Origin of the sequence: Streptomyces albidicamelliae, from assembly GCF_025642175.1 — a bacterium.
Lineage (GTDB): Bacteria > Actinomycetota > Actinomycetes > Streptomycetales > Streptomycetaceae > Streptomyces > Streptomyces albidocamelliae.
Genome location: NZ_CP106795.1, coordinates 2,108,358 through 2,134,789, shown reverse-complemented (window position 1 = coordinate 2,134,789; position 26,432 = coordinate 2,108,358). Strand labels below are relative to the sequence as shown.

At 72.9% G+C, this 26,432-nt stretch carries 21 protein-coding genes and 1 pseudogene; 18 read left to right on the top strand and 4 right to left on the bottom strand.

Going from position 1 to position 26,432, the window contains the following annotated elements; genetic code table 11:
• Positions 1-109: 109 nt before the first annotated feature.
• The 3 genes from N8I86_RS09935 (at position 110) to N8I86_RS09925 (ending at position 3,074) form a co-directional block, all read left to right on the top strand.
• The gene (locus N8I86_RS09935) at positions 110-1,153 is read left to right on the top strand and encodes a FecCD family ABC transporter permease (protein ID WP_263277608.1); all 1,044 of its coding nucleotides are present in this window, start codon (positions 110-112) and stop codon (positions 1,151-1,153) included.
• On the top strand, positions 1,150-2,196 hold the full coding sequence (locus tag N8I86_RS09930) for a FecCD family ABC transporter permease (RefSeq protein ID WP_263277607.1): 1,047 nt from the start codon (positions 1,150-1,152) through the stop codon (positions 2,194-2,196). The genes N8I86_RS09935 and N8I86_RS09930 overlap by 4 nt, the downstream gene beginning before the upstream one ends.
• A 74-nt stretch (positions 2,197-2,270) precedes the next feature.
• On the top strand, positions 2,271-3,074 hold the full coding sequence (locus N8I86_RS09925; RefSeq protein WP_317633604.1) for an ABC transporter ATP-binding protein: 804 nt from the start codon (positions 2,271-2,273) through the stop codon (positions 3,072-3,074).
• Here the strand turns inward: N8I86_RS09925 and N8I86_RS09920 are convergent.
• Entirely contained in the window at positions 3,058-3,405 is a 348-nt protein-coding gene (locus tag N8I86_RS09920) for a sterol-binding protein (protein ID WP_123439762.1), read from the bottom strand. The genes N8I86_RS09925 and N8I86_RS09920 overlap by 17 nt on opposite strands.
• Positions 3,406-3,447: 42 nt before the next feature.
• Between N8I86_RS09920 and N8I86_RS09915 the strand changes: the two genes are divergently transcribed.
• From N8I86_RS09915 to N8I86_RS09890, 6 genes are all read left to right on the top strand, one after another.
• Complete coding sequence (locus tag N8I86_RS09915) at positions 3,448-3,753, top strand: hypothetical protein (protein ID WP_073899990.1); 306 nt, start codon at positions 3,448-3,450, stop codon at positions 3,751-3,753.
• Positions 3,754-3,760: 7 nt separating this feature from the next.
• A complete protein-coding gene (locus tag N8I86_RS09910; protein WP_263277605.1) occupies positions 3,761-4,576 on the top strand; it encodes a TlyA family RNA methyltransferase in 816 nt (271 codons plus the stop codon).
• Positions 4,573-5,478: an NAD kinase gene (locus N8I86_RS09905; protein WP_123438358.1), complete on the top strand. Its 906-nt coding sequence runs from the start codon at positions 4,573-4,575 to the stop codon at positions 5,476-5,478. Before N8I86_RS09910 ends, N8I86_RS09905 begins: the two co-directional genes overlap by 4 nt.
• A 75-nt stretch (positions 5,479-5,553) precedes the next feature.
• Positions 5,554-7,296, top strand: a complete 1,743-nt coding sequence (recN, locus tag N8I86_RS09900; RefSeq protein ID WP_263277604.1) for a DNA repair protein RecN — start codon at positions 5,554-5,556, stop codon at positions 7,294-7,296.
• 50 nt (positions 7,297-7,346) lie between these two features.
• Entirely contained in the window at positions 7,347-8,033 is a 687-nt protein-coding gene (locus N8I86_RS09895) for a hypothetical protein (protein ID WP_263280089.1), read from the top strand.
• A gap of 339 nt (positions 8,034-8,372) precedes the next feature.
• Entirely contained in the window at positions 8,373-9,509 is a 1,137-nt protein-coding gene (locus N8I86_RS09890) for a glycosyltransferase family 4 protein (protein WP_073899982.1), read from the top strand.
• Between the two features lie 12 nt (positions 9,510-9,521).
• Here the strand turns inward: N8I86_RS09890 and N8I86_RS09885 are convergent, their stop codons facing one another.
• The 3 genes from N8I86_RS09885 to N8I86_RS09875 form a co-directional block, all read right to left on the bottom strand.
• Complete coding sequence (locus N8I86_RS09885; RefSeq protein WP_073899980.1) at positions 9,522-11,168, bottom strand: PucR family transcriptional regulator; 1,647 nt, start codon at positions 11,166-11,168, stop codon at positions 9,522-9,524.
• Positions 11,169-11,235: 67 nt separating this feature from the next.
• Positions 11,236-12,618, bottom strand: a complete 1,383-nt coding sequence (locus N8I86_RS09880; protein WP_263277603.1) for an FAD-binding oxidoreductase — start codon at positions 12,616-12,618, stop codon at positions 11,236-11,238.
• Between the two features lie 69 nt (positions 12,619-12,687).
• Positions 12,688-14,490, bottom strand: a complete 1,803-nt coding sequence (locus N8I86_RS09875; protein WP_073899976.1) for a glycoside hydrolase family 15 protein — start codon at positions 14,488-14,490, stop codon at positions 12,688-12,690.
• A gap of 545 nt (positions 14,491-15,035) precedes the next feature.
• Between N8I86_RS09875 and N8I86_RS09870 the strand changes: the two genes are divergently transcribed.
• From N8I86_RS09870 to N8I86_RS09830, 9 genes and pseudogenes are all read left to right on the top strand, one after another.
• Positions 15,036-16,685 (top strand): CTP synthase, encoded by a 1,650-nt coding sequence (locus N8I86_RS09870; protein WP_073899974.1) that lies wholly within the window; start codon positions 15,036-15,038, stop codon positions 16,683-16,685.
• A 100-nt stretch (positions 16,686-16,785) separates the two neighbouring features.
• On the top strand, positions 16,786-17,412 hold the full coding sequence (locus tag N8I86_RS09865; RefSeq protein WP_073899972.1) for an NUDIX domain-containing protein: 627 nt from the start codon (positions 16,786-16,788) through the stop codon (positions 17,410-17,412).
• A 163-nt stretch (positions 17,413-17,575) separates the two neighbouring features.
• Positions 17,576-19,632, top strand: a pseudogene (locus N8I86_RS09860) (tetratricopeptide repeat protein).
• A 135-nt stretch (positions 19,633-19,767) separates the two neighbouring features.
• Positions 19,768-20,892, top strand: coding sequence for an alanine dehydrogenase (ald, locus tag N8I86_RS09855; RefSeq protein WP_123438365.1), 1,125 nt, complete (start codon positions 19,768-19,770; stop codon positions 20,890-20,892).
• A 414-nt stretch (positions 20,893-21,306) separates the two neighbouring features.
• Positions 21,307-22,440, top strand: a complete 1,134-nt coding sequence (locus N8I86_RS09850) for a ParA family protein (protein ID WP_073899967.1) — start codon at positions 21,307-21,309, stop codon at positions 22,438-22,440.
• Entirely contained in the window at positions 22,425-22,967 is a 543-nt protein-coding gene (locus N8I86_RS09845) for a hypothetical protein (RefSeq protein WP_123438366.1), read from the top strand. The genes N8I86_RS09850 and N8I86_RS09845 overlap by 16 nt, the downstream gene beginning before the upstream one ends.
• A gap of 618 nt (positions 22,968-23,585) precedes the next feature.
• The gene (locus N8I86_RS09840; protein ID WP_263280088.1) at positions 23,586-24,623 is read left to right on the top strand and encodes a segregation and condensation protein A; all 1,038 of its coding nucleotides are present in this window, start codon (positions 23,586-23,588) and stop codon (positions 24,621-24,623) included.
• Positions 24,620-25,273, top strand: a complete 654-nt coding sequence (gene scpB, locus N8I86_RS09835; protein ID WP_073899963.1) for an SMC-Scp complex subunit ScpB — start codon at positions 24,620-24,622, stop codon at positions 25,271-25,273. Before N8I86_RS09840 ends, scpB begins: the two co-directional genes overlap by 4 nt.
• Complete coding sequence (locus N8I86_RS09830) at positions 25,273-26,394, top strand: pseudouridine synthase (RefSeq protein WP_073899961.1); 1,122 nt, start codon at positions 25,273-25,275, stop codon at positions 26,392-26,394. The genes scpB and N8I86_RS09830 overlap by 1 nt, the downstream gene beginning before the upstream one ends.
• The last annotated feature ends 38 nt before the right edge of the window (positions 26,395-26,432 follow it).

Below are 26,432 nucleotides of genomic sequence, written 5' to 3'. Positions count from 1 at the left end.
TCGGCGTGAACGAACCCGGGGCCGGCCGCGGATCCGGCCGGGGCGGACCGGACGAACGGAGGGCGACCGGGGATCGAGATCGCATGCGAGGGTAGGCTAACCTAACCACGTGTTGGTCGACAGTCCTCCGGAACAGTGCGCGGAGTCCGCCCCCGCGCCCCCAACCCGCCGGGCGGCGCGGGCCCTTGGGCTCCTGCTCTCGGTCGCGATCCTGGTGCTCGTCGCCGTGGCGAGCATCGCGGTCGGGGCGAAGGCCCTGTCGCCGGACCAGGTCTGGCACGGTCTGTTCCACGACACGGGGACGTACGGGGACGTCGTCGTGGACGAGCGGCTCGCGCGCACGGTCCTCGGTCTGCTGGTCGGCGCCGCGCTCGGGCTCGCCGGCGCGGTGCTGCAGGCGCTCACCCGCAATCCGCTGGCCGACCCCGGACTGCTCGGCATCAACGCCGGTGCCTCCGCGGCCGTCGTCACCGCCATCAGCTTCTTCGGCGTCACCAGCCTGACGGGCTATGTGTGGTTCGCCTTCCTGGGCGCGGCGGCGGTCGGCGCCCTGGTGTGGTTCCTCGGCGGCAGCCGGGGTGCCACCCCGGTACGGCTGGCGCTCGCCGGCACGGCCGTCAGCGCGGCCCTCTACGGCTATCTGCAGGCCGTGATGATCCTGGACGACGCGGCGCTGAGCCGGATGCGCTTCTGGACGGTCGGTTCGCTGGCGTCGGCCACCGACTCGACCATCGTGCAGGTGCTGCCCTTCCTCGCGGTCGGCACGCTCCTCGCGCTCGCGCTGGCCCGGCCGCTGAACGCCGTGGAGATGGGCGACGACACCGCCCGCGCCCTCGGTGCCGACCTCAACCGCACCCGCGCCCTGGCCATGCTGGCCGCCACCGTGCTGTGCGGTGCCGCGACCGCCGCCTGCGGACCGATCCTGTTCGTCGGCCTGATGGTGCCGCACGTCGTGCGCTCCTTCACCGGCCCCGACCTGCGCTGGATCCTGCCGTACGCGACGGTCCTGTCACCCGTGCTGTTGCTCGGCGCCGACGTGATCGGCCGGATCGCGGCCCGGCCCTCGGAGCTACAGGTCGGCATCGTCACCGCGATCATCGGCGGTCCGGTCTTCATCCATCTCGTACGACGGCGGAGGACGGCCCAGCTGTGAAGACTCGCTCCACGAGCCGTGCCGTACGCACCCCCGGCGGTCTCTCGCTGCGCCTGGACCCGCGTGCGCTGATCGTCGTCGTCCTGCTGCTGGCCGCCGCGCTCGCCGCGGCCGTCGCGCTGATCGGCACCGGCGACGCGAAGATCCCCGCCGCCGACGTGCTGCGGACGCTCGCCGGGAACGGCACCGCGTACCAGGACTTCATCGTCAACGAGCTGCGGCTGCCGCGGGTGCTCGTCGGCCTGCTCGTCGGCGCCTCGCTCGGGCTGGGCGGCGCCCTGTTCCAGGCCGTCTCCCGCAACCCGCTGGGCAGCCCGGACGTGCTCGGTCTGTCGCAGGGCTCGACGGCCGGCGCGCTCGTCGTGATCGTGCTGATGTCCGGCAGCGCCACCCAGGTGACCGCCGGTGCGCTGATCGGCGGTCTGGTGACCGGTCTCGCGATCTACCTGCTCGCCTGGAAGCAGGGCGTGCACGGGTACCGGCTGGTCCTGGTCGGCATCGGCGTGTCCGCGGTCGTCACGGCGGTCAACGGCTATCTGCTCACCAAGGCCGACCTGGTCGACGCGACCCGCGCGGTGGTGTGGATGACGGGCTCGCTGAGCGGCCGCGACTGGTCGCAGGTGTGGCCGCTGCTCGCCCTGTGCGCGGTCCTCGTCCCGCTGGTCCTCGCCAACGCGCGCGGTCTGCGGATGATGGAGATGGGCGACGACGTCGCGGGCGCCCTCGGTGTGCGCGTGCAGCGCGTCCGGCTCGTGCTGATGGTCTGCGCGGTCCTGCTCACCGCCGCCGCGACCGCCGCCGCCGGGCCCGTCGGCTTCGTCGCGCTCACCGCGCCCCAGCTCGCCCGGCGCCTGACCCGTTCGCCCGGCCCGAACCTGGTGGCCTCCCTCTGCATGGGCGCCGCGCTGCTCGTCGCGGCCGACTGGGTCTCGCAGCGGGCCTTCGGCGCCGACCAGCTGCCCGTCGGCGTGGTCACCGGCGTCCTCGGCGGCGCCTATCTCCTGTGGCTGCTCGTCACCGAGCGCAGGGCGGGCCGGATATGAGCGCCGCGGAACCCGGGACCAGCGGCACGGAGCCGGCTGTGCGCGATCCGCACCCGAACACCCCTAGGAGCACTGTGAACCGCCTGTCCGCCGAGAACGTCACCCTCGCCTACGACCAGCGCGTGATCGCCGAGGAACTCTCGGTGGAGATCCCCGACAACTCCTTCACGGTGATCGTCGGCCCCAACGCGTGCGGCAAGTCGACGCTGCTGCGGGCGCTGTCCCGGATGCTCAGGCCCAGCCAGGGCCGGGTGCTGCTCGACGGGCAGGCCATCCGGTCGATGCCCGCGAAGAAGGTCGCGCGGACCCTGGGGCTGCTCCCGCAGTCGTCCGTCGCGCCCGACGGCATCACGGTCGCCGACCTCGTCGGGCGGGGCCGCTACCCGCACCAGGGGCTGCTGCGCCAGTGGTCAGCGGAGGACGAGCGGGTCGTGCAGGAGTCGATGCGGCGGACCGGCGTCGCCGAACTCGGCGACCGGTACGTGGACGAGCTGTCCGGCGGCCAGCGGCAGCGCGTGTGGATCGCCATGGCCCTGGCCCAGCAGACCCCGCTGCTCCTGCTCGACGAGCCGACCACCTACCTCGACATCCAGCACCAGATCGACGTCCTCGACCTGTGCGCCGACCTGCACGAGACCCAGGGCCGCACCCTCGTCGCCATCCTGCACGACCTGAACCACGCGGCGCGCTACGCCACCCACCTCGTCGCCCTGCGCGGTGGCCGGGTGATCGCCGAGGGCGCCCCGGCCGAGATCGTGACCGCCGAGCTGGTGGAGGAGGTCTTCGGGCTGCGCTGTCAGGTCATCGAGGACCCCGAGACCGGGACCCCGCTGGTCGTGCCGGCCGCGCGCCGGGCACGGGTCACAGCAGCTTCCTGAGCCGGAACAGGTCCAGCAGGCTCGCCTCCAGCCGCACCCGGCCCCTGCCCCAGGCCGTCGCGAAGTTCAGGTCGCCGCCCACCAGGGCCACCAGGTCGTCGCCGGCCATGGCGAGCCGGATCTGCGCCCTCTCGCGGGGCGGCCCGGGGTGGGTGTCGTCGACCTCGATCCGGCCACCGGTCATCCGGCCCTCGAAGGTGACGTCGAGATCGGTGATGTGACAGCTCACCGAGCGGTCCAGGGCGGCGGCCGCGCGCACGTCGCCCTCGGCGCCCCGCATGTTGTCCGAAAGCTTTCCCAGTGCCGCCCGGCACTCCTCGATCGTGGCCATCGCCACCGACGGTACCCCAGCGGTTCGCGGTAGCGTCTGGGCATGAGCGAGTCCGTGTCCGAGGCCCAGGCCGTCACGCAGGCCGCGGCGGTCGTCACCGAGGCGGAACCGGAGCCGGAGTACGACCCCGCCGCCCCGGCCCCCCTGGACGTCCCCCGCACCCCCACCGGCAACGCCGAGGTGGACGCCCAGCTGGAGCGGGTGGCCGACGTCGACCACCTCGCCACCGACGGCCACATCGAGGTGTACGAGGATGTACACCGGGGGCTGCGCGACGCGCTCACCGCGCTCGACGCCCGCCCGGGACCTCCGGGGCCCTCACCGACGCACCACCAGAGCAGGAGCTGAACCGAACGTGGCAGGAGTCGCACGCCGCCGTCTCGACGCGGAGCTGGTCCGCCGGAAGCTCGCGCGTTCGCGCGAGCACGCCAGCCAGCTGATCGCCGCCGGGCGGGTCACCGTCGACAGGACCGTCGCGACCAAGCCGGCCACGCAGGTCGAGACCGCCGCCCCGATCGTGGTGCAGGCCGACGACAGCGACCCCGACTACGTGTCCCGCGGCGGCCACAAGCTGGCCGGCGCGCTGGCGGCCTTCGTCCCGCAGGGACTCGTCGTCGAGGGCCGGCGCGCGCTCGACGCCGGCGCCTCCACCGGCGGCTTCACCGACGTCCTGCTGCGCGCGGGCGCCACGCACGTCGTCGCGGTGGACGTCGGTTACGGCCAACTCGCCTGGACTCTGCAGAGCGATGAACGCGTCACCGTCAAGGACCGTACGAACGTACGCGAGTTGACGCTTGAGGCGATCGATGGGGAACCTGTGGATCTTGTCGTGGGCGATCTGTCCTTCATCCCGCTCGGGCTGGTGCTGCCCGCCCTGAAGCGGTGCGTGAAACCGGACGCCGACCTGGTGATGATGGTCAAGCCGCAGTTCGAGGTGGGGAAGGAACGGCTCGGCAGCGGGGGTGTCGTACGGAGTCCGCAGCTGCGGGCGGAGGCCGTGCGGGGAGTGGCCGACAAGGCCTGGGAGCTGGGGCTCGGGGTGCGGGGGGTCACCGCGAGTCCGCTGCCCGGCCCGTCGGGCAATGTGGAGTACTTTCTCTGGCTGCGGTCCGGGGCACCCGCACTGGACCCGGCCGACGTCGACCGTGCAGTGGCGGAGGGGCCGCGTTGACACAGAACCAGGCGCGTACGGTTTTCCTGCTGGCCCACACCGGGCGGCCCGCGGCGATCCGCAGTGCGGAACTCGTCGTCAAGGGCCTGCTGCGGCACGGCATCGGGGTGCGGGTGCTGGAGGAGGAGGCCCGCGACCTGCCGCTGCCGGACGAGGTGCGGCTGGTCAAGGAGGCCACCCCGCAGTGCCTCGACGGCTGCGAGCTGCTGATCGTCCTCGGCGGTGACGGCACGCTCCTGCGCGGCGCCGAGTTCGCCCGGGCCTCCGGGGTGCCGATGCTGGGCGTCAACCTCGGGCGCGTCGGCTTCCTCGCGGAGGCCGAGCGGGACGACCTGGACCGGGTCGTCGACCGGGTGGTGGCGCGGTCGTACGAGGTCGAGGAGCGGATGACCGTCGACGTCGTCGTGCACCGCAACGGCGACATCGTGCACACGGACTGGGCGCTGAACGAGGCGGCCGTGCAGAAGGCCGGCGCGGAGAAGCTGCTCGAGGTCGTGCTGGAGATCGACGGGCGTCCGGTGACGGGGTTCGGCTGCGACGGTGTCGTGCTGTCGACGCCCACCGGGTCCACGGCGTACGCGTTCTCCGCCGGCGGCCCGGTGGTGTGGCCCGAGGTGGAGGCGTTGCTGATGGTGCCGATCAGTGCCCACGCCCTGTTCGCGAAGCCGCTGGTGACCTCGCCGGACTCGGTGCTCGCCGTGGAGGTGCTGCCGCACGTCCCGCCGGGCGTGCTGTGGTGCGACGGCCGCCGGACCGTCGAGCTGCCGCCCGGGGCGCGGGTGGAGGTGCGGCGCGGCGCCGTACCGGTGCGGCTGGCCCGGCTGCACCACTCGTCCTTCACCGACCGGATCGTGGCGAAGTTCGCGCTGCCCACCACCGGCTGGCGGGGAGCGCCCCACTAGCGTCCGCCGGCGGATCGGGACCACTCGCCGGAGTGATAGGGGCGGCCTGTGTGCACTCCCCGCCCCGGACCTCGTATGGTCTGTTCCGTGTTGGAGGAGATGCGGATACGGTCACTCGGGGTCATCGACGATGCCGTCGTCGAGTTGTCACCGGGGTTCACCGCCGTCACCGGTGAGACGGGTGCGGGCAAGACCATGGTGGTCACCAGCCTCGGGCTGCTGCTCGGCGGCCGGGCGGACCCGGCGCTGGTGCGGATCGGGGCCGACAAGGCGGTCGTGGAGGGGCGGATCGCCGTGCCCGCGGGTGCCTCCGCCGTCGTACGGGCCGAGGAGGCCGGCGCCGAGCTGGACGACGGCGCGCTGCTGATCAGCCGCACCGTGTCCGCCGAGGGCCGCTCCCGGGCGCACCTGGGTGGACGCAGCGTGCCCGTGGGACTGCTCGCCGAGCTGGCCGACGACCTGGTCGCGGTGCACGGGCAGACCGACCAGCAGGGGCTGCTGAAGCTGTCCCGGCAGCGGCAGGCCCTCGACCGGTACGCGGGCGACACGGTCGCCGTACCGCTCACCAAGTACACCGAGGCCTACCGGCGCCTGCGGGCCGTAGCCACCGAGCTGGAGGAGATCACCACGCGCGCGCGTGAGCGTGCGCAGGAGGCCGACCTGCTGCGGTACGGCCTCGATGAGGTCGCCGCCGTCGAGCCGCGGGCCGGTGAGGACACCGAGCTGGCCGAGGAGGCGGAGCGGCTGGGGCACGCCGAGGCCCTGTCGTCCGCCGCGACGGCCGCGCACGCCGCCCTGGCCGGCAACCCCGAGGACCCCGAGGGGATCGACGCCTCGACCCTCGTCGCGGGCGCCCACCGGGCCCTGGAGGCCGTGCGGTCGCACGATCCGGCACTGGCCGCGCTCGCCGACCGGATCGGGGAGATCGGCATCCTGCTCGGTGACGTGGCCGGTGAGCTGGCCGGATACGCCGACGATCTCGACGCCGACCCGCTGCGGCTCTCCGCGGTGGAGGAGCGCAGGGCCGCGCTGACCGCGCTGACGCGCAAGTACGGCGAGGACGTGAACGCGGTCCTCGCGTGGGCCGAGCAGAGTGCCACGCGCCTCACCGAGCTGGACGGCGACGACGAGCGGCTCGGCGAACTGACCGCCGAGCGGGACGCGCTGCGGACCGAGCTGGGCGGGCTGGCGCAGGCGCTGACCGACGCGCGGACCGGGGCCGCCGAACGGTTCGCGGCGGCCGTGACCGCCGAGCTGGCCTCCCTCGCCATGCCCCACGCGCGCGTGTCCTTCGCCATCCGGCAGACCGAGGACCCCGAGGGCGTCGAGGTCGGCGGACGCGCGGTCGCGTACGGGCCCTCGGGCGTCGACGAGGTGGAACTGCTGCTCGCCCCGCACCCGGGGGCACCGCCGCGGCCCATCGCCAAGGGCGCCTCCGGCGGTGAGCTGTCCCGCGTGATGCTGGCCGTGGAGGTCGTGTTCGCGGGCACCGACCCGGTGCCGACGTACCTCTTCGACGAGGTCGACGCGGGTGTCGGCGGCAAGGCCGCGGTCGAGATCGGGCGGCGCCTGGCGAAGCTCGCCCGGACCGCGCAGGTCGTGGTCGTCACCCACCTGCCCCAGGTGGCCGCCTTCGCCGACCGGCAGCTGCTGGTCGAGAAGACCAACGACGGGTCGGTCACCCGGTCCGGCGTGAAGGTCCTGGAGGGCGAGGAGCGCATCCGCGAGCTGTCCCGGATGCTGGCGGGCCAGGAGGACTCCGAGACGGCCCGCGCGCACGCGGAGGAACTCCTGGAGACGGCCCGGACCGACCGGTGACGAGCCGCGCCGGCTCCTTCGCGCTCGCCGCCGCCGTCACCGGCGCCGGCATGGCCGCGCTGCGCGCCCGCGCTCCCGGCACCCGGGCACGCTGGGAGCGGACGAACCACGCCGGGCGGACGGTCGGGCTGTACGCCGGTCCCGCGTCGGCGGTGGGCGCGGCGGTGGGAGCCGCCCGGGTCCACCCCGCCGCCGGGCTCGCGGTGCTGGTGGCCGGTGCCTGCGGCGCGTACGACGACGTCGCCGGGGACCACCGGCGCGGGTTCCGGGCGCATCTCGGTGCCCTGCGGGGCGGCGAGGTGACCAGTGGCGCCGTCAAGCTGTTCGGTATATCGGCCGCGGGGCTGCTGGCCGGTGCCCTGATGAAGGAACGGCCCGCCGACCGGGTGCTGGCCGGGGTCGTCATCGCCGGATCCGCCCACTTCGCCAATCTCCTCGACGTCCGCCCCGGACGGACCGCGGGCGCGGTGCTCGCGCTCGGGGCGCCCGGACTGCTGCGGAAGGGGCCGGGCGGCGAACTGACCGCGGCCGCCCTGGGGGCCGCCGCGGCCGTCCTGCCCGACGACGCCGGTGAGCGTGTGATGCTCGGGGACACCGGGGCGCACGCGCTCGGAGCGGCGCTCGGCACCGCCGTGGTCGCGAGCAACCGGCGCGCGGGTCTCCTCGCGCACGCCGTCGCCGCCGTGGCCGCCGCCGCGTACGGGGGCCGGGTGTCCGCGTGGGCGGGGGCCCGGTGAGCGGCCGGGACGGTCGTACCCGCGTGTGCTGAGCGTTCGCCCCGTCGCCTCCGCGGCGACGGTGGGGCCGTGGCGGGGTTTCTCTCACCCGTGTGGGTGACGTGCTCCGGCGCATTGCCCCGGCCCGCCGCGGTATGCGCCCTCCCGTGTTCCCGCAACGGCCGGGCCGCCTGGCATGCTTGGCGGGGAACAGGGGGCGGGCGGCGGGCCGGAGCGGTCCGCGCCGCAGGCACGCGGGGTACGTCCTTCCGCCCCCCTGAGCCCGCTACCTTCTGTACGTTTCCTCGTGACCACCCGCGTCGTCGTGACCGCCCCCGCCGAACCAGGAGCCCCGGCCCGTTGAGCCCCGTGAGCAGCAACGCACCGCACGGCCAGTCGCTGCTGCGCACCGTGCAGGTGCTGGGCGGAGGCAACGCCGGCAGCAGCGCGCACGTGCGCTCCCTCGCCGGGGGACTCGTCGCGCGGGGCGTGCGGGTCACGGTGTGCGCCCCCGTCGAGGCCGACCGCACCTACGACTTCACCGGGTCCGGCGCCGAGCACGTCCACGTGCCCCGCAGCAGCGACCCCGCCTCGGTGGCCGCGCTCCGGGCGGCCTGCGCCGACGCCGACCTGGTGCACGCGCACGGGCTGCACGCCTCCTTCCGGGCCGTGCTCGCGCTCGGCGGGCGCGACACCCCGCTGGTGGTCACCTGGCACAACCGGGCACGGGCCGAGGGCGCGCGGGCGCATCTGCTGCGGCTGCTGGAGCGGCGGGTGGTGCGGACGGCGGCGGTGGTGCTCGGCACCAGCTCCGACCTGGTCGACCGGGCACGGCGGCACGGCGCGCGGGACGCCCGGCTCTCGGCGGTCGGCCTGCCGGGCCGGCGCGGGCCCGTCGAGCCCGCGGACCCCGACCGGCCGCGGCCCAAGGTGCGCGCCGAACTCGGCACCACCGGCCGCCCGTTGCTCCTCGCCGTCGGCTCGCTCGACGGGCACCGCGGCTACGAGGTGCTGCTGGACGCGGCCCGCGCCTGGCGCGACCTGGACCCCGTGCCGCTGGTCGTCGTCGCGGGGGAGGGACCGCTGCGGCCGCTCATGCAACGGCGCATCGAGGACGAGGGTCTGCCGGTGCGGCTCCTCGGCCACCGTGAGGACGTGCCCGAACTCCTCGCCGCCGCCGATCTGGCCCTGGTCACCAGCCGCTGGGAATCGCGGTCCGTGCTCGCCCAGGAGGCGCTGTACGCGCGCGTACCGCTCGTCGCGACCCGCGTCGGCGGTGTCCCCGACCTCGTGGGCGACGCGGCCGAGCTCGTCCCGTACGGCGACGCGGAGACGCTCGCGCGGTGCGTGGTCGGGCTGCTCGGTGATCCCGAGCGGCGGGAGCTGCTGCGGGAGCGAGGTGTCCGGCAGGCGGCCACCTGGCCGACGGAGGACGAGACGGTCGCCCAGGTGCTCAGCGTGTACGACGAGTTGACGCAGCCCCGGCCGCTCGCCTGACGCCGCCCGTTCCTAGGGGACATGGCGGCGGGCGCGCAGGGCCAGGCTCAACGCCAGGACCGTCTGCGGGTCGTCGAGGTCGGTGCCGAGCAACTCGCCGATGCGGGCGAGGCGGTTGTAGAGCGTCTGCCGGTTCAGGTGCAGTTCCCGGGCCGTCTCCGCCTTGCGGCCGGCGTGTGCCAGGTAGGTCTCCAGGGTCGGCAGCAGCGGCGGCTTGGAGCGGCGGTCGTGGTCGCGCAGCGGGCCGATCGCACGGTCCACGAAGGCCGCCAGGTCGGGATGGTCGCGCAGCCGCCACAGCAGCAGGTCGATGTCGAGGCGGCGGGCGTCGTACCAGGGCCGGTCGGTCAGGCCCTGGGCCGCCGTCGCCGTCTCCGCAGCGTGCCGCAGCCCCGCCGAGGCCGCGGCCCAGCCGCCGGCCACACCGACCACGACCACCGGCGGCGGCGAGCCCGGCCGCCGCATCCCGGCGCGCTCCACCCCCGTCCGCAGCGCCGCCGCCACCCGGTCCGCGATCGCCGGACGTTCGGACTCCGCCCGCAGCCCCAGCAGCACCAGGACCCGGCCCTCCACCGGTCTGACGCCGAGCAGCACCGGCACGCCCACCGCGGCCAGTTCCTCCGAGACCGCCCGGGCCAGCACGGCCCAGCCGCCGCCGGGCGACAGGGAGTCACCGATCCGCATGACGACGGGCAGCAACGGGCTCTCGCCGGGCCGGAAGCCGAGGACCCGGGCCTGTGCCGGGGCGTCCTCCGCCGCGATACGGCCCTCGGCGAGGTCGGTGAGGAAGTCCCCGCGTCCGCGCGCCGCGAGTTCCTCCTCCTGCCGGGCCTGCATCAGCACCACGGCCAGGATGCCCGCGGCCCGGTCGGCGGCGATCCGGTGCACCGGCGACAGCGGCGAGCGGACCGGCAGCAGCACCAGCCGGGCACGGACCGAACCCGGCGTACCCGGACCGCCCCCGGGCACGTCCACCAGCACGGAACCGGCGGGCGGCGGTGCGTCCTTGTGCGGGCCGCGCAGCCCCTCCCACACCTGCAGCGGGTCCGCGCCCTCCGGCCCGGAACCGGCGGCGTACAACAGCCGGCCGTCGGCGGTCTCCAGGAACACCGGGTTGTCACCGAAGTCGGCCAGGATGCCCAGCACCTGCGGCACCCCGCCGCCCCCCAGCAGGGCCTCGGTACAGCGGCGGTGCACCTCGTCGGCGCGCTGGAGCAGCGCGTAGTGCCCGTTGACGATCTCGGTGTGGATCTCCTCCGTCACCGTCACGAACGGCACCTCGCGGTGCAGCTGGACCAGCGGCAGACCGGCCGTGCGGGCCGTGTCCACCAGGGCCGAGGGCAGCCGGGTGAAGCGCGGGCCCAGCTCCACCACCAGTGCGGCGATCCCGCGCTCGGCGAGGGTCCGGACGAAGGCCCGCTGCTCGGCCGGGCGGGTGCCGAGGCCGTAGCCGGTGGTGAGCAGCAGCTCGCCGCCCTTGAGCAGCGAGGCGATGTTCGGCACCTCGCCCGCGTGCACCCAGCGCACCGTGCGCCCCAGCCGGTCGCCGCCCGCCAGGATCTCCGGCAGACCACTGCGCAGACCGGGCAGCTCCAGCGCCCGCTGCACGGTGATCCCGGCGCCCTGGGTGTCGAATCGGTTGTCCGTACGGCTGTCCATGCAGCGGACGCTACCTGCGCAAACGCCCCGAGGACAGCTTCGGCTCCGGGCCGTTCGCGGCGGTCGGCTACACGGGCCGGATGTTGTGGTTGAAGCGGAACACGTTGTCCGGGTCGTACCGCCGCTTCACCTTCTCCAGACGCAGCGCGTTCTCCTCGCCCAGGCCCGCCCGGACCCGCTCCCGGCCCTCGTCGCCGATGAAGTTGAGGTAGACCGCCCCGGTGCTCCACGGCCGGACGTCCGCCCGCACGTCCCGGACCCAGGCGACGGCCCGCTCGTCGTCGGCCGGATCCGCCCAGATGGCGAACGGGTGCGCGGCCCACGCCGCGTCCCGGTACGGCACCGGGTACTCGTGCGGGCCCGCGGCGATCGCGCCGCCCTGCGGGAACAGCAGGTGCTGGGTGCTGGTCGGCACCGGCATGCTGTCGGCGCGGGCGCAGAAGACGTCCACCAGGTCGTCCGGCAGCCCGCTCAGATACTCCGCCGACCAGTAGTTCCGCAGCCCGGGCGGATCGTCGAGCATGCACTGCACGTCGGCGTACGGCATGTCACCGGCCAGCTCCACCTCGTGCGGCAGCGCCAGCAGCGGCTCGGCGAGCTTGCGCAGGTCGTCCTCGCCGCCCGCGTAGGTCAGCAGGGCGGCGCACACCAGCTTGCCCACCAGCTCGGGCGGGGTGAACTCCTCGGGCGGGCCGGTGATGTACAGCGCCGCGCCGCTCAGCTCGTCCGGTCCGGTGCGGATGACCTCGCGGTAGGTGCGGATCACGTCCGGCCCGAACTGCGGCTGGTACATCAGCAGCACGATGGAGAACTCCGGCAGTTCGTGCAGCTGAAGAGTGAGCGCGGTCGCGATCCCGAAGTTGCCGCCGCCGCCGTGCAGGGCCCAGAACAGCTCGGGGTTCTCGTCGGGGTTCGCGTGCACGCGCTCGGCGTCCGCGGTCACCAGCTCGACGCCGAGGAGGTTGTCGACGGCGAGTCCGAAGGCCCGGTCCAGCCAGCCGGTGCCGCCGCCCAGGACGAACCCGCCCACACCGGTGGTGGAGGCGCGTCCGCCGGTGGTCGCGAGGCCGTGGCGCTGGGTGGCCCGGTCCAGATGGCTCATCGTGGCACCGCCCTCGACCCGGGCCGCCTCGGCGGCCGGGTCCACGGTCACCCGGTGCATCCGGCGCAGGTCCACCACGAGCGCGCCGTCGCCGAGCGCCGACCCGGCCACGCTGTGGCCGCCGCCGCGTACCGCGATGTGCAGGTCCAGTTCCCTGCCGAAGCGCACCGCGCGGACCACGTCCGTGGCGTCCGCGCACTGGGCGATGACCGCCGGCCTGCGGTCGATCATCGCGTTGAAGACGGTACGGGCCTCGTCGTAGCCCGGGTCCCCGGGGGCGAACACGTCCCCGACCAGATCCTCGCGCAGCGCGACGAGGGCCGCGCCCGCCTTCGATGGGGGAGCCATGGCCGCCCCCTTCCGTGCAGGGGCTGGGTGACTCTCCCAGCGTAGGCGCGCGCGGCCCGGTGCTCCTGCTCAGCCGCCGTAGGCGCCCGAGGCCGTCAGCCGCAGCGCGGTGTCGATCAGCGGCACGTGGCTGAAGGCCTGCGGGAAGTTGCCGACCTGCCGCTGCAGGCGCGGGTCCCACTCCTCGGCGAGCAGCCCGAGGTCGTTGCGCAGCGCGAGGAGCCTCTCGAACAGTTTGCGGGCCTCGTCGACCCGGCCGATCATCGCCAGGTCGTCCGCCATCCAGAACGAGCAGGCGAGGAACGCGCCTTCGTCGCCGGGCAGGCCGTCGACGCCCTCGTGCGCGCCCTCGGTCGGGTAGCGCAGGATGAACCCGTCCGTCGTGGACAGCTCGCGCTGGATCGCCTCGATGGTGCCGATCACCCGCTTGTCGTCCGGTGGCAGGAAGCCCATCTGCGGGATGAGCAGCAGCGAGGCGTCCAGTTCCTGCGAGCCGTAGGACTGGGTGAAGGTGTTGCGCTCCTTGTCGTAGCCCTTCTCGCACACGTCCCGGTGGATGTCGTCGCGCAGTTCCTTCCAGCGCTCCAGCGGGCCGTCCGCGTCACCGGACTCGATCAGCTTGATGGTGCGGTCGACGGCGACCCAGGCCATGACCTTGGAGTGCACGAAGTGCCGGCGCGGGCCGCGCACCTCCCAGATGCCCTCGTCGGGCTCCTGCCAGTGGTCCTCCAGGTAGCGGATCAGCTTCAGCTGGAGCAGCGAGGCGTAGTCGTGGCGGGCCAGGCCGGTCATGTGCGCCAGGTGCAGGGCCTCGGTGACCTCGCCGTACACGTCCAGCTGGAGCTGGTGGGCGGCGCCGTTGCCGACGCGGACCGGGGCCGAGTTCTCGTAGCCCGGCAGCCAGTCCAGCTCGGCCTCGCCCAGCTCCCGCTCGCCGGCCAGGCCGTACATGATCTGCAGGTTCTCCGGGTCGCCGGCGACCGCGCGCAGCAGCCACTCGCGCCAGGCGCGGGCCTCCTCGCGGTAGCCGGTGCGCAGCAGCGAGGACAGGGTGATCGCCGCGTCCCGCAGCCAGGTGTAGCGGTAGTCCCAGTTGCGCACCCCGCCGATGTCCTCGGGCAGCGAGGTGGTCGGAGCGGCGACGATGCCGCCCGTCGGGGCGTACGTCAGCGCCTTCAGGGTGATCAGGGAGCGGACCACCGCCTCGCGGTACGGGCCGTGGTACGTACAGTGCTCGACCCACTCGCGCCAGAAGTCCTCCGTCGCCTCCAGCGAGGTCTCCGGCTCGGGCAGCGGCGGCGCCTCCTTGTGCGAGGGCTGCCAGGAGATGGTGAAGGCGATGCGGTCGCCCGGGGCGACCGTGAAGTCGGCGTAGGTGGTCAGCGACTTCCCGTAGGTCTCCGCCTCCGTGTCGAACCACACCGAGTCGGGGCCCGCGACGGCCACCGTGCGGCCCTCGTGCTTGTGCACCCACGGCACGACCCGGCCGTAGGAGAACCGCATCCGCAGGGCCGAGCGCATCGGCACCCGGCCGGTGACGCCCTCCACGATCCGGATCAGCTGGGGGGCGCCGTCACGCGGGGGCATGAAATCGGTCACGCGGACCGTGCCGCGCGGGGTGTCCCACTCCGATTCCAGGATCAGCGAGTCGCCGCGGTAGCTCCGCCGGGCGGCCGTGGGCGGCTCGACGTCGGCGGCGTGCGCCGGGCCGAGCCGCCAGAAACCGTGTTCCTCGGTGCCCAGCAGGCCGGCGAAGATGGCATGCGAGTCGAAGCGGGGCAGGCACAGCCAGTCGACTGTGCCGTCCCGGCAGACCAGTGCGGCGGTCTGCATGTCTCCGATGAGTGCGTAGTCTTCGATGCGCCCGGCCACGTGCAACTCCAGTCGAACGGCCACGTCACCCCCGCGCAGGGGGGCTGTCGCTAGTGCGGTCAAGGGGTCGTTGTTATGCGTCGTTGAGCGGTGAAGCAAAGCAGTCCGCCGAGCCCTGGGGCAACACGACAGTCCTTGCTCAACGAACTGCCGCGCTCTCGTTGTTCCGGATGATGGTGGCGGGGGTGTGCCGTCGTTCCGGCCGGGCTCGGCAGCGAGTGTCCGAGCAGGATACGACGCACGTAGATGATCTGCGTGCCGCTCCGGGCAACCCGTGTGGGCCGAACGAGTGAGCAGCGGGTAAAACCAGTGTGACCCGAGCGCGCCCGTGATGACAGGTGTCGCGCGCCACGCCGTAGCCGGGGAAGCGCGGAGCGTGGCCGGAAGCCATCGCGCTCGGGCGCTGATACCCTGGTAGCCCGTGGACCGGTGGGCCTGAAACCCCCGAACCGCAGCGACGGCACCGACGGCCGGAAGCACAGTGTCTTCCGGGCCGGAAGCCGTACCGCACGACAGCCAGCGACCACGGGAGCCCCCTCTTGGCCATGCCGCCGAAATCTACGACGACCAAGCACATCTTCGTCACCGGGGGTGTCGCCTCCTCTCTCGGCAAGGGCCTCACCGCCTCCAGCCTGGGCATGCTGCTCAAGGCCCGCGGCCTGCGCGTCGTGATGCAGAAGCTCGACCCGTACCTGAACGTCGACCCGGGCACGATGAACCCCTTCCAGCACGGTGAGGTGTTCGTCACCAACGACGGCGCCGAGACCGACCTGGACATCGGCCACTACGAGCGCTTCCTCGACCGGGACCTGGACGGCACCGCCAACGTCACCACCGGCCAGGTGTACTCCACCGTGATCGCCAAGGAGCGGCGCGGCGAGTACCTGGGCGACACCGTGCAGGTCATCCCGCACATCACCAACGAGATCAAGCACCGCATCCGCCGCATGGCCACCGACGAGGTGGACGTCGTCATCACCGAGGTCGGCGGTACCGTCGGCGACATCGAGTCGCTGCCGTTCCTGGAGACGGTCCGCCAGGTCCGCCACGAGGTCGGCCGGGACAACGTCTTCGTGGTGCACATCTCGCTGCTGCCGTACATCGGCCCGTCCGGCGAGCTGAAGACCAAGCCGACCCAGCACTCCGTCGCCGCCCTGCGCAACATCGGTATCCAGCCGGACGCCATCGTGCTGCGCTGCGACCGCGAGGTCCCCACCGCGATCAAGCGCAAGATCTCCCTGATGTGCGACGTGGACGAGGCCGCCGTCGTGGCCTGCCCCGACGCCCGGTCGATCTACGACATCCCGAAGACCGTGCACGGCGAGGGCCTGGACGCGTACGTGGTGCGCAAGCTCGACCTGCCCTTCCGGGACGTCGACTGGACGACGTGGGACGACCTGCTCGACCGTGTCCACAACCCCGACCACGAGATCACCCTCGCCCTGGTCGGCAAGTACATCGACCTGCCCGACGCCTACCTGTCGGTCACCGAGGCCCTGCGCGCCGGCGGTTTCGCCAACAAGGCCCGCGTCAAGATCAAGTGGGTCACCTCGGACGACTGCAAGACCCCGGCCGGCGCCAAGGCGCAGCTCGGCGACGTGGACGGCATCTGCATCCCGGGCGGCTTCGGCGAGCGCGGTGTGACCGGCAAGGTCGGCGCCATCCGCTACGCCCGCGAGAACAAGATCCCGCTGCTCGGCCTCTGCCTGGGCCTGCAGTGCATCGTGGTCGAGGCCGCCCGCAACCTGGCCGACATCCAGGACGCCAACTCCACCGAGTTCGACCCGGCCACCGCCCACCCGGTCATCTCCACCATGGCGGAGCAGATGGACATCGTCGCCGGCGAGGGCGACATGGGCGGCACCATGCGGCTCGGCATGTACCCGGCCAAGCTGGCCGAGGGCTCCATCGTCCGCGAGGTCTACGACGACAGGGAGTACGTCGAGGAGCGGCACCGCCACCGCTACGAGGTGAACAACGCCTACCGCGCGGAGCTGGAGAAGAAGGCGGGCATCCTGTTCTCCGGCACCTCCCCGGACGGCAAGCTCGTCGAGTACGTGGAGTACCCGCGTGACGTGCACCCCTACCTGGTCGCCACGCAGGCGCACCCCGAGCTGCGCTCGCGGCCGACGCGTCCGCACCCGCTGTTCGCCGGCCTCGTGAAGGCGGCCGTCGAGCGGAAGACTTCGAAGTAACACACCAGTTGTACGGTGGCCGGGGTGCGAACCTTCAAAGGTGGGCACCCCGGCTTTCGTATCGGCCGGTTTCTCACTTGCACGTGTGGAAGGACAGGGCATGACGATCAAGGACACCGCCGAGGCGTGGGAGATCCGGGCGACGGACACCCCCTTCGTGGGCAACAAGACCTCCGTCCGCACGGACGACGTGGTCATGCCCGACGGCTCGGTGGTCCGCCGCGACTACCAGGTCCATCCGGGCTCGGTCGCCGTCCTCGCCCTGGACGAGGAGGACCGGGTCCTGCTGATCAACCAGTACCGGCACCCCGTGCGGCACAAGCTGTGGGAGATCCCGGCCGGCCTGCTCGACGTACCCGGCGAGAACCCGCTGCACGCCGCCCAGCGCGAGCTGTACGAGGAGGCGCACGTCAAGGCGGAGGACTGGCGGGTCCTGACCGACGTCTACACCACGCCCGGCGGCTGCGACGAGGCGGTGCGGATCTTCCTCGCCCGCGACCTGTCCGAGGTCGAGGGGGAGCGCTTCGAGGCGGAGCACGAGGAGACCGACATGGAGCACGCGCGCCTGCCGGTCGACGAGCTGGTGCGCCTGGTCCTCGCCGGTGACCTGCACAACAACTGCCTCGTCGTGGGCGTCCTGTCGCTGGTCGCCGCCCGCGGAGGGGACGGCCTGGACGCCCTGCGGCCCGCCGACGCGCCCTGGCCGGCACGCCCCTTCACCTCCTGAACCCACCGCGTCCGCCCATTGGTGTGACCATCGCCTGATCCGATCGGGCGACCCGTCCGCCGCGCTCCCCACGGATCGTCGCAGAGCGTGAACTAGGCTCTGGAAACGCCCGTACCGGAAGATCCGGCGGGCTTGCGCGTGCGGTGGGACGGGAGTGTGGCCCGTGACGGATCAGGCGGTGGACACAGACGAGGCGCGGCTGTCCGCGCACACGGCCGCAGGGGACGGATTCCTGGGCCGCACAAGGGAGTTGAAGGAGCTGCGCGCCGACATCGAGCGTGCGGGCCTGGACACCCTCTCCGGCCGCAAGGCCCCGCGCGCGCGGGTGCTGCTGGTCGCCGGCCGGCCCGGTTCCGGACGGACCGCGCTGGCCGAGGAGCTCGTCCGCCAGGTCGCGGGGCGTTACCCCGACGGGGTGCTGCGGGTACGGCTCGGCGAGCCCGACGGCACCCCGTCCCGGTCGAGCGCGCCGCCCGCGAACTGCTCGGCGCCCTCGGCCTGCCGACCCCCGCCGGAGCCGCCGAGGACGACCTGACCGAGGCGCTGCGCGCCGCTCTCGCCGGCCGGCGGACGCTGCTCCTGCTGGACGACGCCCCCGGCGCCGAACAGGTCGACGCGCTGCTCCCGGAGGCCCCCGACTGCCTGGTGGTGGCCGTCTCCGGCGGACCGCTCACCGGTATCGCCGACGTCCGCCCGTGCACCCTCGGCGGCCTGGACACCAAGTCCGCGGTGGAGCTGCTGACCCGGTTCACCGGCTCGGTCCGCATCACCGTCGACCCGCGCTCCGCCGAGAGCCTCGCCGAGGCCTGCCAGGGCCACCCGGCGGCGCTGGTCCTGGCGGGCGGCTGGCTCGCCGCCCGTCCCCAGGCCGCCGTCTCCGACCTGGCCAAACGTCTGCACGCCGACACCGAGGACGGCACCCCGCTCGCCCGCGTCCTGCGGCTCGTCCATGCCCAGCTGCCCGGCCCCGCCGCCCGGATGCTGCGCATGCTCTCCCTCGCCCCGGCCGGCCTGGCCGACCCGCACACCGCCTCGGCCCTGGCCGGCTGCTCGGTGGAGGGCGCGCGGGCGGTCCTCGACGACCTCGTCGCCCTCGGCCTGCTGCGCACGACCGGCTCCCCCCTGCCCCAGTACGAGGTCCCCGGCTGTCTGCAACCCCTGCTGAAGGCCCTCGCCGAGACCCACGAGAGGCCCGCGGAGCTCCAGCTGGCCCGGGCCCGGATGCTGGAGCGGACCGTCCGGCTCCTGCAGGCCTGCCGGACGATCACCGAGACGGACAGCCCGCAGGCCCGCGAGAAGCTGAACGCCATGCCCCGCGAGGTGCGCTTCCCCAGTCCGCGGGCCGCCGCCGACTGGCTGCGCGTCCGCCGGCCCGCCCTGCTGGCCTCCGCCCGGCTCGCGGTCGCCGACGGGGAGCTGGACACGCTGGCGAGGCGGCTGCTGTCCCAGCTGGTCAGGGCCGTCGTGGCACATGTCGGCACCCGGGCGGCCGCGGCGGACCTGTACGGCGTGCACGGCCTCGTCCTCGACGTCGCCGAGCGGCGCGGACTGTCCCGGGAGAAGGCCGCGGCCCTGCTGAACCTGGGCGATCTCGACGCCCAGACCGGTCGTACCCGGGACGCCCTCGCCCGCTACCGGTCGGCCCTGGACGCCGGACGGGAGGCGAACGATCCGTACGCGACCGGCCGCGCGATGGAATCCGTAGGCGGCGCGTACCAGGAGCTCGGGGATCACGACCGGGCCGCCGACTGGTACGGCCGCGCCCTGTCCGAGCGGCTGGCGCGGGGCGAGCGCGAGCAGGCCGCCCGGCTCTACGGCCGGATCGCCACCGCCCACACCTACGCGGGCCGCTACGGCGAGGCGCTCAGGAACTGGCGGGCGGCCGTGGCCGGCTACCGCAAGAGCGGCGATGTCGCCGCCCAGGCCCGGGCGTTGAGCGAACTGGCCCGGGTGCAGGAGTACGCCGGGCGGCCCGAGGAGTCACTGCGCACCTGCCAGGAGGCGGTGGAGTGGGCGCGGCGCGCCGAGGACGTCCGGCTGCAGGCCGCGCTGCAGCTCAGACTGGCCGACACGCTGGAGCACCTGGGCGACCCCGCGTCGGCCCACCTGCACCGTGCCGCGGCCGAGCGCATGCTGGACGAGGAGCCGTCGAAGGACGACGCAAGCCCGGAACACGACGTTAGCGCCTGCGAAATCCGCAGTGCCGTGAGCGAAGATTGATGCAATGAAAGGCTAGACAGCCGGAACACCTTCATTAGACTGGCTCTGCCGCACACTCCAGCGGTGTCTCCCGGTATGCCCCCGCATGTCTGGGTACGTCTGTAATGCACCCCCATACCCTCTGAGCCAAGGACCGTGATCCACGTGAAGGTCGGCATCCCCCGCGAGGTCAAGAACAACGAGTTCCGGGTGGCCATCACCCCCGCCGGTGTGCACGAGCTGGTGCGCAACGGGCACCAGGTCGTCGTCGAGCGGGGCGCCGGCCTCGGTTCCTCGATCACGGACACCGAGTACGTGGCCGCCGGTGCCGAGATCCTCGAGACGGCGGACGAGGTCTGGACCGCCGCCGACCTGCTGCTGAAGGTCAAGGAGCCCATCGCGGAGGAGTACCACCGCCTCCGCAAGGACCAGATCCTCTTCACCTACCTGCACCTGGCCGCCTCCAAGGAGTGCACGGACGCGCTCGTCGAGTCGGGTACCACGGCCATCGCCTACGAGACCGTCGAGCTGCCGAACCGTGCCCTGCCGCTGCTCGCCCCGATGTCCGAGGTCGCGGGCCGCCTGGCCCCGCAGGTCGGCGCCTACCACCTCATGCGCGCGGCCGGCGGCCGTGGCGTGCTGCCGGGCGGCGTCCCGGGCGTGACCCCGGCGAAGGCCGTCGTCATCGGCGGTGGCGTCTCCGGCTGGAACGCCACCCAGGTCGCCGTCGGTATGGGCTTCGACGTGACCCTGCTGGACCGCGACATCAACAAGCTGCGCGAGGCCGACAAGATCTTCGGTACGAAGGTCAAGGCGATCATGTCCAACGCCTTCGAGCTGGAGAAGGCCGTCCTCGACGCCGACCTCGTCATCGGCGCGGTCCTCATCCCGGGCGCCAAGGCCCCGAAGCTGGTCACCAACGAGCTGGTGTCCCGGATGAAGCCCGGAAGTGTCCTTGTCGACATCGCGATCGACCAGGGCGGCTGCTTCGAGGACTCGCGTCCCACCACGCACGCCGAGCCGACCTTCGAGGTCCACAACTCGGTCTTCTACTGCGTCGCCAACATGCCCGGCGGTGTGCCGAACACCTCCACCAACGCCCTCACCAACGCCACGCTGCCGTACATCGTGTCGCTGGCCAACAACGGCTGGGTCGAGGCGCTGCGCCGCGACGCCGCGCTCGCCAAGGGTCTCAACACCCATGACGGCAAGGTCGTTTACAAGGAGGTCGCCGAGGCCCACGGCCTGGAGCACGTCGAGCTCGAGACCCTGCTCGGCTGACCTACGCGACCTGGTGAGTCGTTAAGTCGTCCCCGGTCAAAAGGCGATTCGTCAACACGTCTCGTCAACATCGCACGCCCGGCCGGACCTTGCCCGACAAGGTCCGGCCGGATGTGTGTATGGTCACTTTGCGACTCTCGGTCAACTCGCCTCGAACGTAACCCTTCGACCGATTCGCACACCGGTGAAACCTGCTGTGCGACGGCCGTACGCCCTTGACAGCGAGATGTTTCATTGCCGACACATCCTGCCGGGTCCGGCGGATTGTGTTGCTGCGGACCGCCGACACGCCATAGAGTCGCCAACCGTCGGCATGGTGCCACGCTGACCTTGTCTAGAAGTTTCCTGGTCACCAAGGAGGTAAGACGACTTGTGAATGAGTCGACATTTTCTCCCGGGGGTGGTCAACCAGGAATGCCCGCACGGGGCCAGGGCCCCGCGGGTGTCGAGGCTGTCGGCTCCGTAGCTGTGCGCACCTTCGCAGCCCACCAGAGTCCGGGGCCGCAGACCGCCCGGACAGCACACCAGAGCATGGATGGCCATCACGTGAACGCCATGGCCGGCGACGGAAGTGGCGCGCCCCACAACCACTTCGCCGACTACGACGAACTGCCCGAGGGGCACTTCTACGACCCCGACGCCGAGTACGAGCCCGATCCCGAGTACGCGGCCACGCTGGCGCCCGACGCGGCCCGCCAGCGCCGTGAGCGCATCGGTCCGACCGGACGCCCGCTGCCGTACTTCCCGATCCCGGGCCCGCTGACCGACCACGGCCCCGCGAAGATCATCGCGATGTGCAACCAGAAGGGCGGCGTCGGCAAGACGACGTCGACCATCAACCTGGGTGCCGCGCTCGCGGAGTACGGCCGGCGCGTGCTGCTCGTGGACTTCGACCCGCAGGGCGCGCTGTCGGTGGGTCTCGGCGTCAATCCGATGGAGCTCGACCTCACCGTCTACAACCTGCTCATGGAGCGGGGCATGTCGGCGGACGAGGTCCTGCTGAAGACGGCGGTCCCCAACATGGACCTGCTGCCGTCCAACATCGACCTGTCGGCCGCGGAGGTCCAGCTGGTCTCCGAGGTCGCCCGCGAGTCGACGCTCCAGCGGGCGCTGAAGCCGCTGCTGCCCGACTACGACTACATCGTGATCGACTGTCAGCCCTCGCTCGGCCTGCTCACGGTCAACGCGCTGACGGCCGCGCACAAGGTGATCGTGCCGCTGGAGTGCGAGTTCTTCGCGCTGCGCGGTGTGGCCCTGCTGACCGAGACCATCGAGAAGGTCCAGGAGCGGCTCAACCCCGAGCTCGAACTGGACGGCATCCTCGCCACGATGTACGACTCGCGCACCGTGCACAGCCGTGAGGTGCTCGCGCGGGTCGTCGAGGCGTTCGACGACCACGTCTACCACACGGTCATCGGGCGCACGGTCCGCTTCCCGGAGACCACGGTCGCCGGTGAGCCGATCACCACGTACGCCTCCAACTCCGTCGGTGCCGCCGCCTATCGCCAGCTCGCCAGGGAGGTGCTCGCCCGGTGTCACGCCGAGTGAGTCTGCCGGGGGCCGACGAACTCTTCCGCACGACAGGGGGAATGGCGCTTCAGCCGTCCAGTCCCCGGCGCGGGGCCAATGGTGAGGCCCGGGTGCCGGCTCCCGCGGGGGAGAGCGACGAGACGGCCGCCACGGACGACGCACCGCAGTCGGTGCCCGTCCAGGGCGGCGACGGAGAGGGCGCAGAGCATGTCGCGGCGGTCGAGACGGAGTCGGCCGAGGCCGGCACCCGTCCGGCGCGACGGCAGGGTCCGCAGGAAGGTTCTGCCGCCGCGCAGCCGCGCAAGCGGGGACGGGCGGCGAACCGGCGGCCCAGCGGGCGCGAGCGGCACGACGAGAAGATCACGGTGTACGTGTCGGCCGAGGAGCTGATGGACCTGGAGCACGCGCGCCTCGTGCTCCGCGGCGAGCACGGTCTCGCCGTCGACCGGGGCCGCATCGTCCGCGAGGCGGTGGCCGTGGTCCTGGCCGACCTGGAGTCCCGCGGGGACGCGAGCATCCTCGTACGACGGCTGCGCGGGCGGTAGCGGTAGCCTGCGGGGGCCATGACCTCGAACGACACCCCCGCCCCCGGCCCAGCAGCCGGCCGCCGGCGTGCGCTGGGCCGGGGACCGGGGACGCCGTCGGCTCCGCGGCCCGAAGCGCCCACGCCGCCCACCGAGCCCGTGCGGGCTGCCGGGGCGGCGGTTGTTGCCGGCCCTGTGTCGGACTCCGAGCCGGTCGCGGTCGCCGAAGCGCTGAGCGCCGCCGAGCCTGCGGCGGCTGCCGGGGCGGTGGATTCCGAGGCTGAGTCGGTCTCCGAGGCGGTCGCGGTCGCTGAAGCGGGGGGAGTCAGCCGGCCCGTGACGTCTGCCGCACCGGCGGTGGCGTCCGAGCCCCTGCCGGACACCGAGCCCGTGCGGGCTGCCGGGGCGGCGGTGGTCGCCGAGCCTGTGTCGGACTCCGAGCCGGTCGCGGTCGCCGAAGCGCTGAGCGCCGCCGAGCCTGCGGCGGCTGCCGGGGCGGTGGATTCCGAGGCTGAGTCGGTCTCCGAGGCGGTCGCGGTCGCTGAAGCGGGGGGAGTCAGCCGGCCCGTGACGTCTGCCGCACCGGCGGTGGCGTCCGAGCCCCTGCCGGACACCGAGCCCGTGCGGGCTGCCGGGGCGGTGGTGGTCGCCGAGCCTGTGTCGGACTCCGAGGCGGTCGCGGTCGCCGAAGCGCTGAGCGCCGCCGAGACTGCCGAACCGGCCCCGCCGTCCGAGCCCGCGGCGGATACCGGACCCGTGCGGGCTGCCGAGGGGGCGAGCGCCACCGGGCCCGTGACGGCCGCCGGAGCGGCGGTGGCGTCCGAGTCCGGGCAAGTGGGGGCGGCGGCGGTCGGTTCCGAGGTGCCCGACGGGGTCTTCACGGTGCGGCTCGCCAACTTCGAGGGGCCCTTCGACCTGCTGCTCCAGCTGATCTCCAAGCACAAGCTGGACGTCACCGAGGTCGCCCTGTCCAAGGTCACCGACGAGTTCATGGCGTACATCCGGGCCATGGGACCGGACTGGGACCTGGACCAGACGACCGAGTTCCTGGTCGTCGCCGCCACCCTGCTCGACCTGAAGGCGGCCCGGCTGCTGCCCCGCGCCGAGGTCGAGGACGAGGCCGACCTGGCGCTCCTGGAGGCGCGTGACCTGCTGTTCGCCCGGCTCCTCCAGTACCGCGCCTACAAACGCATCGCGGACATCTTCAACGAGCGCCTCGCCGAGGAGGCCCTGCGCCGGCCCCGCACCGTCGGCCTGGAACCCGAGCACGCCGAGCTGCTGCCCGAGGTCGTCATCAGCATCGGTCCCGAGGGGTTCGCCAAGCTCGCCGTCAAGGCGATGCAGCCCAGGCCCAAGCCGCAGGTCTACGTCGACCACATCCACGCCCCGCTGGTCAGCGTCCAGGAGCAGGCGGGCATCGTGGTGGCCCGGGTGAGGGAGTGGGGCGAGGTCAGCTTCCGGGTGCTCGTCGAGGACACCGACGACACCCTCACCGTCGTCGCGCGGTTCCTCGCGCTGCTGGAGCTGTACCGCGAGAAGGCGGTCGCCCTGGACCAGGAGACCGCGCTCGGGGAACTGGTCGTGCGCTGGACCGGCGGGGACACGGACGCGGCGCCCCGGGTCACCGACGAGTTCGACCGGCCGCCCGAGGAGCCCAAGGAGGAGAGGAAGCCATGAGCGAGGAGACCGCGGAGCTCCCGGCGGGCCCGCACGGCGCCGCCGACCTCGAGCTGAAGCCCGCCCTGGAGGCGATGCTCATGGTCGTGGACGAGCCCGCGACCGAGGAACACCTCGCCCGGATCCTGGAGCGGCCCAAGCGGCGGATCGGGGACGCGCTGCGCGAGCTGGCCGACGAGTACACCGTGCAGGGCCGCGGCTTCGAACTGCGGTACGTCGCCGGCGGCTGGCGCTTCTACACCCGGGCCGCCTACGCGCCCGCGGTCGAACGGCTGGTGCTGGAGGGGCAGACCGCCCGCCTCACCCAGGCGGCTCTGGAGACCCTCGCGGTCGTCGCCTACCGCCAGCCGGTCAGCCGCAGCCGCGTCTCCGCCGTGCGCGGAGTGAACTGCGACGGCGTGATGCGCACCCTCCTGCAGCGCGGTCTGGTCGAGGAGGCGGGCGCGGAACCCGAAACAGGTGCGATCCTGTACAGGACGACGAACTACTTCCTGGAGCGGATGGGCCTGCGGGGCCTGGACGAACTTCCGGAGCTCGCGCCCTTCCTCCCGGAGGCGGAGGCGATCGAGGCCGAGACCCAGGAGGGCGTACCGTCGTTCGATCCGGACGCCCCGGATTCCGAGGACGCAGACGACAAGACGGAACTTTGATGCGAAGCAGCAGCGGCAGGAACAGCAGCGGAAACAACGGCGGGAGCCGTGGTGGCAACAGCGGCGGCCGCGGCGGGAGCGGTGGTGGCCGCGGTAACTACCGCGGCGCCGGCAACTCCCGTGACGACAACCAGGGCGGCCGGCCGAAGAAGCCGCGTCCGGAGGAGCGGCGCTACGACGTGGGTCCCGGCGCCACCCAGTCCGGCCCGAAGTCCGGACGGGGCGCCTCGGCGCGCGGTGGCGCCAAGGGCGGCCCCCGGCAGGGCCAGGGCACCGGGCGCGACCGTTCGGCGCCGGCCCGCTCGCGCGAGTACGAGACGCGGGTCGAGGAGCGCAACCGGGATCGGTACGCGGGCAAGAAGGACGTCAAGCTGCCCAAGACGTTCCCCGGCGCCGAGCAGGAGGGCGAGCGGCTGCAGAAGGTCCTCGCGCGCGCGGGCTACGGCTCCCGGCGCGCCTGCGAGGAGCTGATCGAGCAGGCCCGGGTCGAGATCAACGGCGAGATCGTGCTGGAGCAGGGCCGCCGGGTGGACCCGGAGAAGGACGAGGTCAAGGTCGACGGCCTGACGGTCGCGACGCAGTCGTACCAGTTCTTCTCGCTGAACAAGCCCGCCGGTGTCGTCTCCACCATGGAGGACCCGGAGGGCCGCCAGTGCCTTGGTGACTACGTCACCAACCGCGAGACGCGGCTCTTCCACGTCGGCCGGCTGGACACCGAGACCGAGGGTGTCATCCTGCTCACCAACCACGGCGAGCTGGCGCACCGGCTGACGCACCCCAAGTACGGCGTGAAGAAGACCTACCTCGCCGCGATCGTGGGCCCGATCCCGCGCGACCTCGGCAAGCGCCTGAAGGACGGCATCCAGCTGGAGGACGGCTACGCGCGCGCGGACCACTTCCGCGTCGTCGAGCAGACCGGCAAGAACTACCTGGTCGAGGTGACCCTGCACGAGGGCCGCAAGCACATCGTGCGGCGCATGCTCGCCGAGGCCGGCTTCCCGGTCGAGAAGCTGGTCCGCACCTCCTTCGGCCCGATCACCCTGGGCGACCAGAAGTCGGGCTGGCTGCGCCGCCTGTCGAACACCGAGGTCGGCATGCTGATGAAGGAAGTCGATCTCTAGACCGCACCTTGCGCCGTTCACCGTCCCCCTTTATTGTC

Bases quoted from the DNA above. Each gene is read 5' to 3' on its own strand.
- N8I86_RS09920 (WP_123439762.1), bottom strand. From the start codon at position 3,405: ATGGCCACGATCGAGGAGTGCCGGGCGGCACTGGGAAAGCTTTCGGAC.
- N8I86_RS09915 (WP_073899990.1), top strand. From the start codon at position 3,448: ATGAGCGAGTCCGTGTCCGAGGCCCAGGCCGTCACGCAGGCCGCGGCG.
- recN (WP_263277604.1), top strand. From the start codon at position 5,554: ATGGTCTGTTCCGTGTTGGAGGAGATGCGGATACGGTCACTCGGGGTC.
- N8I86_RS09895 (WP_263280089.1), top strand. From the start codon at position 7,347: ATGGCCGCGCTGCGCGCCCGCGCTCCCGGCACCCGGGCACGCTGGGAG.
- N8I86_RS09885 (WP_073899980.1), bottom strand. From the start codon at position 11,168: ATGGACAGCCGTACGGACAACCGATTCGACACCCAGGGCGCCGGGATC.
- N8I86_RS09880 (WP_263277603.1), bottom strand. From the start codon at position 12,618: ATGGCTCCCCCATCGAAGGCGGGCGCGGCCCTCGTCGCGCTGCGCGAG.
- N8I86_RS09870 (WP_073899974.1), top strand. From the start codon at position 15,036: ATGCCGCCGAAATCTACGACGACCAAGCACATCTTCGTCACCGGGGGT.
- N8I86_RS09865 (WP_073899972.1), top strand. From the start codon at position 16,786: ATGACGATCAAGGACACCGCCGAGGCGTGGGAGATCCGGGCGACGGAC.
- N8I86_RS09850 (WP_073899967.1), top strand. From the start codon at position 21,307: ATGCCCGCACGGGGCCAGGGCCCCGCGGGTGTCGAGGCTGTCGGCTCC.
- scpB (WP_073899963.1), top strand. From the start codon at position 24,620: ATGAGCGAGGAGACCGCGGAGCTCCCGGCGGGCCCGCACGGCGCCGCC.
- N8I86_RS09830 (WP_073899961.1), top strand. From the start codon at position 25,273: ATGCGAAGCAGCAGCGGCAGGAACAGCAGCGGAAACAACGGCGGGAGC.